Annotated in this window: 10 protein-coding genes; 4 read left to right on the top strand and 6 right to left on the bottom strand. The window is 57.3% G+C overall.

The genetic code is table 11. The features are described 5' to 3' along the window. Positions 1-2,291 (bottom strand): alanine--tRNA ligase (gene alaS, locus VL547_RS15975; RefSeq protein WP_325579604.1); only part of this gene is annotated, 2,291 nt, incomplete at its 3' end. A gap of 118 nt (positions 2,292-2,409) precedes the next feature. On the opposite strand from alaS, the gene VL547_RS15970 reads away from it, so the two are divergent. Then, positions 2,410-3,381 carry a M23 family metallopeptidase gene (locus tag VL547_RS15970; protein ID WP_325579602.1) on the top strand — a complete coding sequence of 324 codons (972 nt, stop codon included), beginning with the start codon at positions 2,410-2,412 and terminating at the stop codon, positions 3,379-3,381. Then, positions 3,381-4,022 (top strand): MerR family transcriptional regulator, encoded by a 642-nt coding sequence (locus tag VL547_RS15965; RefSeq protein ID WP_325579600.1) that lies wholly within the window; start codon positions 3,381-3,383, stop codon positions 4,020-4,022. Before VL547_RS15970 ends, VL547_RS15965 begins: the two co-directional genes overlap by 1 nt. Here VL547_RS15965 and VL547_RS15960 read toward each other — a convergent pair. The 5 genes from VL547_RS15960 to rsfS form a co-directional block, all read right to left on the bottom strand. After that, positions 3,985-4,800 carry a hypothetical protein gene (locus tag VL547_RS15960; RefSeq protein ID WP_325579598.1) on the bottom strand — a complete coding sequence of 272 codons (816 nt, stop codon included), beginning with the start codon at positions 4,798-4,800 and terminating at the stop codon, positions 3,985-3,987. The two genes, VL547_RS15965 and VL547_RS15960, sit on opposite strands and share 38 nt — an antisense overlap. After that, positions 4,797-5,543, bottom strand: coding sequence for a UDP-2,3-diacylglucosamine diphosphatase (locus tag VL547_RS15955; protein WP_325579596.1), 747 nt, complete (start codon positions 5,541-5,543; stop codon positions 4,797-4,799). Before VL547_RS15955 ends, VL547_RS15960 begins: the two co-directional genes overlap by 4 nt. 8 nt (positions 5,544-5,551) lie before the next feature. Then, on the bottom strand, positions 5,552-6,187 hold the full coding sequence (locus VL547_RS15950) for a LutC/YkgG family protein (RefSeq protein ID WP_325579594.1): 636 nt from the start codon (positions 6,185-6,187) through the stop codon (positions 5,552-5,554). Between the two features lie 8 nt (positions 6,188-6,195). Then, complete coding sequence (ftsH, locus tag VL547_RS15945) at positions 6,196-8,268, bottom strand: ATP-dependent zinc metalloprotease FtsH (RefSeq protein WP_325579591.1); 2,073 nt, start codon at positions 8,266-8,268, stop codon at positions 6,196-6,198. Positions 8,269-8,352: 84 nt separating this feature from the next. Continuing rightward, positions 8,353-8,757 (bottom strand): ribosome silencing factor, encoded by a 405-nt coding sequence (gene rsfS / locus VL547_RS15940; protein WP_325579589.1) that lies wholly within the window; start codon positions 8,755-8,757, stop codon positions 8,353-8,355. 22 nt (positions 8,758-8,779) lie between these two features. Here rsfS and VL547_RS15935 point away from each other — a divergent pair, with 22 nt between their 5' ends. Together VL547_RS15935 and VL547_RS15930 are read left to right on the top strand one after the other, a co-directional pair. Then, entirely contained in the window at positions 8,780-9,526 is a 747-nt protein-coding gene (locus VL547_RS15935) for a biotin--[acetyl-CoA-carboxylase] ligase (protein WP_325579587.1), read from the top strand. Between the two features lie 48 nt (positions 9,527-9,574). Next, positions 9,575-11,023: an isocitrate/isopropylmalate family dehydrogenase gene (locus VL547_RS15930; RefSeq protein ID WP_325579585.1), complete on the top strand. Its 1,449-nt coding sequence runs from the start codon at positions 9,575-9,577 to the stop codon at positions 11,021-11,023. Positions 11,024-11,175: the final 152 nt, after the last annotated feature.

Here is an 11,175-nt window from a genome sequence, read left to right as displayed (position 1 = left end):
ACCGCTTGCGAAGCGAGCTCCCTGGAGAGTTCCGCCAGTTGCCGCGCTTCGAGGCGCTCCAGGCGCTTTCGCAGGTCCGCGGACTCCGTAAGTAAGGAAGTCACCGAAGACTGAAGGTCCCTGGGATTCTTCAGGGATTCCCGCACGCCGCCCAAAACGCCGAGCTGCTCCTGCAAATACCGGTCGGCCGCAATACCCGCGACGGCCTCGATCCGGCGAACCCCTGCCGCCACGGCGCCCTCGGACACGACCTTGAAATAGCCCAGCTCACCGGTGCTCCCCACGTGGGTGCCCCCGCAAAGCTCGACTGAATAGGAAGGATCTATCATAACCACCCGGACGACGTCGCCATATTTTTCACCGAACAAAGCCATGGCCCCCAGCGCGATCGCCTCATCCTTGGGCATCTCCCGGATGACCACGGGTATGTTTTCGCGGATCTTCTGGTTGACCACGTCCTCTACAAGGCGAATCTCGGCATCCGTCATCTTGGCGAAATGCGAAAAATCGAACCGCAAATTCGCGGCGTTCACCAGCGAGCCCTTTTGGGCCACGTGTGTCCCGAGTACCCGCCGCAAAGCGGCATGCAGGAGGTGCGTCGCGGTATGATGCACCGCGGTCGCCTTCCGGATTTCCGGATTCACCTGGGCGACGACGGGGCCGTCGATGGCCGCCGGCAGGCTGGGCACGAACTGTATGGTGAGGTTGTTTTCCTTCTTCGTATCCTCTACGGGGACCGACTCCCCTCCGAACACCAGCGAACCGGTATCCCCTACCTGTCCGCCGCTCTCGGCGTAGAAGGGGGTCGTTTCCAGGACAATCTGATAGGACTCCTTATTTTTTGCCTTTACCTTCCGGTACCGCGTCACCCCGGTGATGGTTTCCAGGTTGTTGTACCCGATAAACCGCGAGCCGGGCTCGTTGTCCAAAACGACCCAGTCGCCCGTGTCCAAAACGGTTGCCGCACGGCTCCGGTCTTTTTGCTGCTTCATTTCGGCCTCGAAACCGGCCTCGTCGACGCCCAACCCGCGTTCACCGGCGATGAGCCGCGTCAGGTCCACCGGGAAACCATAGGTATCGTACAGCTCGAAGGCGGCCTTACCGTCGAGCGACCCGGCAGCCATTACGTCGTCCAGTCTCCGTAATCCCCTCTCCAGGGTCCGTAAGAACGCCTCTTCCTCCTCGCGAATGACCTTCGCCACGAATTCCGACTGCGCCTTCAACTCCGGGAAAACACCGGCAAACTGCGTAGCCAGCCCGCCGACCAGTTGATATAACAGAGGTTTGCTGTAGTTCAAATAGGTATAATAGTACCTGACCGCCCTCCGGAGTATCCGCCGGATCACGTACCCGGCGCCCGTGTTGGACGGCAGCTGCCCATCGGCAATCGTAAAGCTGATGGCCCGGATATGGTCGGCCATCACGCGGAACGCGACAGACGGAAGTGAATCGTCCGCCAGATAGGGCTTCCCGACGATACGCGACACAGTATCGATCGTCCCCGAAAAAACGTCCGTGTCGTAGTTGCTCTGCTTCCCCTGTAGCACCCGGACCAGCCGCTCAAAACCCATCCCCGTGTCCACGTGTTTAGCGGGCAGGGGTTCCAGGCTTTTATCCTTGAGCCGGTTGAACTGCATAAAGACGTTGTTCCAGATCTCGATCACCTGGGGATGGTCGGCATTGACGAGCGTCTTGCCGTCCACGGCGGCGCGCTCGGCATCCAACCGGCAGTCTACGTGTATTTCCGAGCTGGGACCGCAGGGGCCGGTGTCGCCCATTTCCCAGAAATTGTCCTTTTTGCTGCCAAAAATGATGCGTTCTTCGGCGACGTGCTGTTTCCAAAAATCAAACGCTTCCGAATCCCTGGCCAGCCCTTCGCCCTCATCACCGCCAAAAACGGTCACATACAACCGACCCTTGGGGATTCCATACACCGATGTCAGCAGTTCCCAGCTCCAGGCAATCGCCTCCTTTTTGAAGTAGTCCCCAAAGCTCCAGTTGCCCAGCATCTCGAACATCGTATGGTGATAGGTATCCACACCCACCTCTTCGAGGTCATTGTGCTTCCCGCTAACGCGCAGACACTTTTGGGTGTCCGCCACCCGGCGATAGCGGGGCTCCCGGTTCCCCAGGATAAAGTCCTTGAACTGATTCATCCCCGCGTTGGTAAACAGCAGGGTGGGATCGTTCTTGATGACGATGGGGGCGGAAGGAACGATCTCGTGTCCCTTGGAGCGGAAGAAGTCCAGGAAGGTCGTCCTGATCGAGTCGCTGGTCATCACAGGCGGCATTTTATTGATTTTGGAGTGTGAACCTTATATTTGCTTTCTTTCGAGCTGATTATGGGGTGCAAAGGTAACCAATTCGGCTCGGATTTTGCGGCCAGGGGCCAGCCCGAGGTGCTCGATCATGAAGAAAATAAAGTATTACTATAATACGAATACCCTCCGGTATGAAAAACTGGTAGTTCCACTGAGGGTGAAGCTGCTGAGGATATTGGGTTTTCTGTCAGCGGTCCTGGTCAGCTGCTTTATCGTAGTCTCCATTGCCTTTCAATACCTGCCCTCCCCGCGTGAAAAGCAACAGCTCACGAAGGTTTCCAACATCCAGGAACACTACGACGAGCTCAACCAGGAGGTCGAAAAACTAAAAAGCCAGATGCAGGACCTGGAAAAAAGGGATAACAGCGTCTATCGTTCCATCTTCGAGGCAAGCCCTATCCCGGACAGCGCCCGCGAAAAGGCGATGGCGTCCGAGGCCGAACAAAAGCTCGTCGCCACCATGGAGGACGACGACATCGCCCAGTCCATCGCTCAGTCCATGTCGACCCTGGCCAACCGGATGAAATATGAGCAAAAGTCCTATGACGACATCCAAAAGATGATCGCTAATAAGCAACAGCTGCTGGCTTCAACCCCGGCGATCCAGCCGGTGAGCAACAAGGACCTTACGCGGGTGGCCTCCGGATATGGTTACCGGATCGATCCCATATATAAAACCACCAAGTTCCACGCGGGTCTCGACTTTACGGCGCCCCAGGGCACCCCGATCTACGCGACCGCCAACGGGACCGTTGAGGTTGCTGGCTTTACGGAGGGCGGCTACGGCAACCACGTGGTCATTAACCATGGATACGGTTACCAGACGCTATACGGTCATATGTTCAAGGTAAAGACCCACGTCGGCGAGGCCGTCAAAAGGGGCGAGGTCATCGGCTACGTAGGGTCCACCGGGAAGTCCACCGGCCCCCACTGCCACTACGAGGTCCACAAAAACGGCGTCCCGGTCGATCCGATCTATTTCTTTTATAACGACTTGTCACCTGAGCAGTTCGATAGGATCCTGAAATTATCCAAGGCCAGCAACCAAAGCTTTGACTAATGGCACTCCAGCAGATCGCTTTCCCCTTTAGCGGGGACGAACAACCCGGTCAAAAGCCCCCGGAGGAACAACATGTCCCGCCGCCACCACCGGAAGAGACGCCCCTCACCTTCGAGCCGCTGATTCACCCCGATGCCACGACCGGCCAGCTGTTTCCCGCGCCCCCGAGCCCTCCGCCTGGCGAGCTCTTCGCCTGGGACCCGGCCCCCGAACCAGCGCCCAAGCCCACCCGGGCGCCCGCGGCCAAAGGCGCACGCGGTCGCAAATCCGTCAAGGAGCTCGCCGCCGCCGCCGACCTGATCGAAATACCCGAGGACGAAATCCTGTTCAAAAAACAATACTATCCTATCGGCGAGGTCGCCGCCATGTTCAAGGTCAACACCTCCCTGATCCGCTTCTGGGAAACCGAGTTCAGCGATATCCGCCCCCGGAAAAACAAAAAGGGAGACCGGTTCTTTACCCCACAGGACATAAAGACCCTGGAACTGATCCACTATCTGCTCCGCCAGAAAAAACTCACCATCGAGGGCGCCAAGGAATACCTGAAGGGCAACCGCCAGGACGGGGCGGCCCGGATGGAGCTGGTACGCTCCCTGGAAAAGATCAAGGCTTTTCTTCTGGAGATAAAAGCCCGCCTGTAATCTTATAATAGTAGAGAACTCCCTTGCGCAGGGCATACAATCCACCAAACACAATCTGGTATTTTTCCGCCGGCGGCAATATCAACCGGTCCTCCTGCAGGGTGCCGGGCTGATAACTAAAGAGCTGTCCCCCCACGACCCCGTAGATGTTTTTGCCAAAGACGCGGAGCCCCGTAAGTCCCTTGAAGGACAGTTTCACCTTGAATCCGCCATAGTAGTCGAAGACATAGATGCCCCGGGCCGTATCGTTGAGGTAGACCAGCCCTCCCTGGTCGACGATCTCTTCCGGCGTAATGCTTTCCCCGAACAGTTGTCTAAAGTCATCGGAAGTCATCACCGCCTGCCCCTGATCGCCGATGCGCTTGAGCTGCGCGTTCTGTTCGTCGAACACCCAGAAGTTATTGTCATAGGCCGCGGCCACGGTAGACGCCTGCAGGATTTGCGCCTGCCGCAGGTCGGATACGTACAAGCGCCCGAAGAACCGGTCGAGCGCCACCACGGTCATAAAGTCCTTATAAAATAATAATACCCGTAAAGGATTCGTCACGTCGACCGTCGTCAGTGAGCCATAGCGCCGCGTCTCGTTATACGCAGCCACGGAGTCCCCGGGGGCGGTATACTTCCGGATCTGGCCGTCGGTAGTAATCCCATAGACGTTCCCCAGGTTGTCCACGCGGAAATCTCCGGCCGCCAGCGGCAAAGTGCTCGTCAGCGACAGCCTCGATTGTGCGCAAATGGCGCTGGACGCAAACAACAGTATCGGCAGCAACATCCTCATGGCTTATAATATTGCAGCGAAACCGTCTCCCCGTCGAATACGGCGTAGCTGTCCCAATTGATCCAGTCCCCGGTATTGATGTAGCGACTGCCGGGCGACACCGCCACGTCGACCGGCAGGTGCCGGTGCCCAAACACAAAATAGTCGTAGTGCCGCTGTTTCAACACTTCCTTACAATAGATCAACAACCACTCGTTGTCCTCCCCCAGCCACTCGCGTTCCCGGAGCTGCCCGGTCGACTCGCGGCTCTTCCGGCTGAAATAGTTGGCCAACCCTATGCCTACGTATGGGTGCAGCGTCCCGAACATAGCCTGGCAAACGGGGTTCCGGAAAATCTTTTTTATAAACTTATACCCGTGGTCCCCCGGGCCAAGACCGTCGCCGTGGCCGATTAGGAACCGTTTTCCCCGCAACTCGAACTCCTTTGGCTCGTGATAGACCGGTATATTCAATTCCCGTTCAAAATACCCTTTCATCCACATGTCGTGGTTCCCGACGAAAAAGTGCACCGGAATCCCTCTGTCGGTTAGCGATGCGAGCTTCCCCAGGAGACGCGTATAACCCTTGGGCACGACGCCCCGGTATTCATACCAGAAATCGAACATATCCCCCAGGAGGAAAAGCGTATCGACGTTGTCCGCTATGCTATCCAGGAAAGCGCAGATCTTCCGTTCCCGTACCAGGCTTGCTTCCCGGTCGGGGGCCCCCAGGTGGAAGTCGCTTAAGAAATAGATCCGCTTCATAAGAGTGGTTACCGCTCCAGCAGGAATACAAAGACCTCCTTCGGTCCATGGATTCCCACAACAAGGGTTTTCTCGATATCGGCCGTGCGGCTGGGACCGGAGGCCAGGGTGATGAGGGAAGGCAGGCGTTCCGGGTATTTTTCTTTTATCTTTTGGATCCCCTCCTTTATGTCGTAGACCAGCTGGTCGACGTACGCGATACAAATATGGACGGGGACGTATACGCTGGTTGTCCGGCCGCTCGACTGGGCGCTGCTCATCAGGATAGAACCCGTCCGCGCCACCAGGTATTCGCAATCGGTGATCCCCGCCGCCGCCTCGGCGATCTCGTCGGTATAGACCAGGCGCAGCGGGCTCAACACATCCCTCAGGCGTTCTTCCTTACAAATCACCTGCCGCTCCTTCCAACCCCGTACCTGGACCAGGGACCGCAGGGCTTCGAGGAGCTCATCCGGACCCGCGCAGTACATGAATTTCCCTTTCAGCGCGGAAAATTCCTCGGCGAACTTTACCTCCAGCTCCTCCGGGGAGGGCTGGTAAACGGACGACGTTCCTTCGCTATTGGGAAAAGGGACAGGCACTGGGTTGCTCAGTGCCTGTCGGATTCGTTTGAGTATATTTTCTTTCGCAGACGAGACCTTCATCGATGCGATCAGATTTTTTCAACTTCGGGAGGTATTCCATTGAGCGGTGCGGGCGGTACGCCGTCGTCCACCACATCGATCCTTTTGTCCTCGTAGGGACGCTTTCCGATCAGGGCTTCCACGTCGCTTTGGAAGAGCACTTCCTTCTTCAGCAGCTCTTTCGCCAGTACTTCGACCTGAGTTTTTTTCGAGTTCAGGAGCTTTTGGGTTTCGATGTATGCCTTCTCGATCAGCTTCCGGACCTCTTCGTCGATCATCTTCCCGGTGTCCTCGCTGTAGGGTTTTGTAAAGTACCCTTCCTGCGCCGGATCGTAGAAGCTGATGTTCCCCACCTTCTCGTTCATCCCGTAGACGGTCACCATGGAGTAGGCCATCTTGGTGATCTGCTGGAGGTCGTTGGAGGCGCCGGTCGAAATCTTACCGAAGAATATCTGCTCCGCTGCCCGGCCTCCCAGCGTCATACACATCTGGTCGAACAACTGATCGGTATTGTAGAGGTACTGCTCCTTGGGCGTGTATTGGGCATACCCGAGCGCGGCCGTGCCGCGGGGGACGATGGTGACCTTCAGCAGGGGATAGGCGTGCTCGAGGTACCAGCCACAGATGGCGTGACCCGCTTCGTGGTAAGCGATGATCTCCTTCTCGTCGGGAGAAATGATCTTGTTCTTCTTCTCCAGACCGCCGATGACCCTGTCGATCGCGTCCTGGAAGTCTTCCATTTCGACCTCGGTCTTACCCTTACGCGCGGCGATCAGGGCGGCCTCATTACATACGTTTGCTATATCCGCTCCCGCAAAACCAGGTGTTTGCTCCGCCAGCTTCCGTATATCCAATCTGGAAGACTTTTTGATCGGCTTCAGGTGGACGTAGAAGATCGTTTCGCGTCCCTTTACGTCGGGGCGGTCGATCGTGATCTGGCGGTCGAAACGACCCGGGCGTAACAGGGCGCTGTCCAGGACGTCCGGCCGGTTGGTTGCCGCCAGGATGATGATCCCGCTGTCCGTACCAAAACCGTCCATTTCCACCAGTAGCTGGTTCAGCGTATTTTCCCTTTCGTCGTTGCTCATGATGGCGTTCCGCCCACGGGCACGACCTATAGCGTCTATTTCGTCGATGAAGATGATACAGGGCGCCTTTTCCCGGGCCTGTTTGAAAAGGTCTCTGACGCGGCTGGCGCCAACCCCCACGAAAAGCTCCACGAAGTCGGAACCCGACATGGAGAAGAAGGGCACCTGCGCTTCACCGGCCATGGCCTTGGCGAGCAAGGTCTTACCGGTACCGGGAGGTCCCACCAGGAGGGCCCCCTTGGGGATCTTACCCCCCAGGGAAGTATACTTCTTGGGGTTCTTTAGGAAGTCCACGATTTCCATGACTTCCACCTTGGCTTCGTCCAGACCGGCCACATCGCTAAAGGTGATGTTGACCTTGGTACCCTTATCGAAAAGCGTCGCCTTGGACTTGCCGATGTTGAAAATACCGCCGGGACCGCCGCCGCCGGCAGGGCCGCCGACCTTACGCATAAAGAGTATCCAAAGCCCTACGAACAACAACACCGGCAGCAGCAGCTGCAACAGAGGACCAAAATAGCTGTCCTCCGGGCTCGAGTCCGACTTAGGCCGGGAAACCTCGGGGTGGTCCTTGAAGTATTGCTGCATCTGGTTGTCGAAGTTCTTGGCGTCGACAACCCGGAACATGAACTGCGGCCCTTTTTCGATGCCGTTCATCATCGACGGGGTGATGCTGTTGGCTGCGAAAAGACCCTTGTAATAAGCCTTTTGCAGCGACCCGGTCTTTATGTAGACCCGTACTATGTCCTTATTGGGAACGACCAGGTAACGTTCTACGTCACCCTTGGCCACCATGGAATCAACGAAGTCTTCCCGGGTGATCGTGACGACGTCGGGGCTCTGCTGATGCCAGAGCTGAAAGCCGATAATCGTCGCGGCGATCAATCCGTAAACCCAATATATATTGAAACGGGGGCCCTTTTTGGGGTCCCTGCCGTCTCCGGTTCGTCCGGTGATATTGTTATCGTTACCCGCTCCCATCCTTCGCTCCTTTTTAAAATCGTCTTGTGCCATGTTTTTAATTGGAATCAGAGTTTTGAATTCAATTATTGCCCTTCGGGCCTTTGCGGCCCCCCTCGGGCGCGGGCTATGCCCGCCCTACCCCGCGTGTTCCATTTGGGGTGCGTCGCTCCACATTTCCTCCAAGCGGTAGAATTTCCGGGTTTCCGGGAGAAAAATGTGAACCACTATATTTACATAATCGATTAGTACCCATTGCATTGCCTGTGTCCCTTCGTGATGGTATGGCTTCTCCTGGCAGTGTACCTCTACCTCCTCCTTGATAAAATCGGCAATTGCCTTGACCTGGATATGACTGCTAGCCTGGCAGATGATAAAAAAGTCTGCGACGGCTTCCGGTATCTTCCTCAGGTCGAGGCTGACGATGTTTTCCCCTTTCTTTTGCTGGATGGATTGTATGATGGTTTTGAAGATCTTACTGCTCCTGGTTAGCCTTGAATTGCTGCTTTTCGGGCGGGTAGACAATATAGATAATGCTGCCAAATGTATGCTGTTTTGAGTTACTTTGCCAAAAATAACAAATCTGATCGGTTTCTCCTTTGTCGAATTGTCAACCGTTGACAGCACCAACAACTATGCCATGGCCCTCGTCCATGCAGGAATGGCGAGTCATGGAACCGCGGTTTTCGCCCACGACCAAACCGCCGGAAAAGGCCAGCGGGGTAAGCAATGGACCGCCGAGCCCGGCGCCAATATTATCCTGTCCGTCCTCGTAAACGCCTCGCCCATCCGGCGTCTGGAGCCATTTACCCTCAGCGCCGCCGTGGCGCTGGCGGCTTTTCGCCTGTTCACCCGTTACGCCGTCCACGAGACATCTATCAAGTGGCCTAACGATATTTACTGGCGTGACAGAAAGGCAGCCGGCATCCTTATTGAAAACGCCTATCGTGGTAAAGAGTGGCAGTGGGCCGTCATCGGTATCGGCCTAAACGTCAACCAGGTCAGCTTCCCCGACCTTCCCCGCCCCCCTGTTTCCCTCCGCCAGATCACCGGCCGCACCTTCGATACCATCCAACTGGCCCGCGAGCTCTGCACCCTCCTGGAAGAAGAATGGCAGGCGCTCATCGCCGACGGCGCCGCGACGCTGTCGCGCTACCAGGAACAGCTGTTACACCTTCATCAGCCCATCCGCCTGCGCCACAACGGCTCCATCATCGAAACGACGCCTCTCGGCGTTCTCCCCGACGGTCGCCTTCGCACCGGCGAGCGCAACTTCTCCATCGGCGAAGTCGAATGGATGTTTGACCACTGATTCTCATCGGCGACAAAGCCGTACCTTTGCGGAGCAAAAAAGAACTTTATGAAAATCGCCGTAGCCAAGGGAGATGGAATAGGACCCGAGATCATGGATGCCGTACTGCATATCTTCAACGCAGCAAAGGTTCCCCTCACATACGAATTTGTAGACATGGGCAAGTGGGTGTTCGACAAGGGATTCAGCACTGGTATGACGCCCGATGCGCAACAGGCTATCGAGCGTCTGGGAGTCCTTTTCAAAGGCCCCATGGAGACGCCCAAGGGCAAAGGCGTAAAAAGCATCAACGTCACCGCGCGCAAGGTCTGGAACACCTACGCCAACAAACGCGTCTTCCAGACCCTCCATGGCGTGGACACCGTTTTCTCCAAGGCCGGCATCCCGATCCGGCTCACCATCCTCCGCGAAAACATCGAAGACACATACGGCGGCATCGAGCATATGCTCACCCAGGATGTCGCGGTAAGCCGGCGTATGATTACCCGCCCGGGCTGTATGCAGTTCCTGCGCTATTGTTTCAACATGGCCGACAAGCAGGGCGCCCGCCGGATAACCTGCGCCCACAAGGCCAACATCATGAAGCTGACCGATGGCCTGTTCCTGGAATGTTTTAACGAGATCGCCCGGGAATATCCCCACCTGAAAGCAGATGACGTGATCGTCGATGACCTCGCAATGAAGCTGGTTACCAAACCCCAGGATTTTGACGTTATCTGTCTGACAAACCTGCAGGGCGACATCCTCAGCGACCTTTGCGCCGGTCTGGTCGGTGGTCTGGGCTTTGCGCCCTCCGCCAACATCGGCGAGTTCATCTCCATCTTCGAAGCCGTACATGGCACGGCCCCCGATATCGCGGGCAAAAACATCGCCAACCCCACCTCCCTCCTGCTGAGCGGTCTGATGATGCTTCGCCACCTGGGCCTCTGGGAGCAGGCCGCCACTATCGAAAACGCCTTGCTCCATACCCTCGAGCAGGGCATCCACACCGGCGACTTCGGCGACCGGTCCACCGTGTCCCTCAATACCACGGAATTCGCGGCGGCCATTATCGCCAATTTCGGGAAGCTCCCCGCCACCAGTGCCGTGCTTTCACAACCCAATCACCCGGTGGAGCTGCAGCTGGTGAAGCCCACCGAAAACCATATGCTCGTCTCCCCCACCCACGCCCACGAAACCATCAACGGCGTGGACCTCTTCGTGGAAAGCGCCGAGCAACCCGGCGCCGTCGCCGAAAAATGCCTCCGCCACCCCGGCGCCCATTTCACCCTCACCAGCCTCAGCAACCGCGGCACCCAGGTATGGCCCACCGGCTCCGTGTTCACCAACTGCGCCAACGTCTACACCGCCCGCTTCGAGAAAAAGGACGTCCCCGTCACCGTCCAGTCCGTCCTCGACCTCTGCGCCCGCGTCTCCGCCGACTTCAAGGTCTGCTCCTACGAGCTCCTCCTCCAATACGGCGACACCCGCGGCTATTCCCTGGCCCAGGGCCAATAGCGCCCCGCATCTCCAGTCCCGCGCCGCCCTCGACCCCGTCCGCGCCACTGGCCCGCGCCGGCGCGCCCGTGACCGTGCCTCCGTGACCGTGACCATGCCTCTAAGCACGGCGGGGCGGATGTGGGGTAGGATGCCTCTTTTACCCCGTTTTG

Origin of the sequence: Dinghuibacter sp., assembly GCF_035492835.1 — a bacterium.
Lineage (GTDB): Bacteria > Bacteroidota > Bacteroidia > Chitinophagales > Chitinophagaceae > Dinghuibacter.
This window is presented reverse-complemented; position numbering and strand designations above follow the sequence as displayed.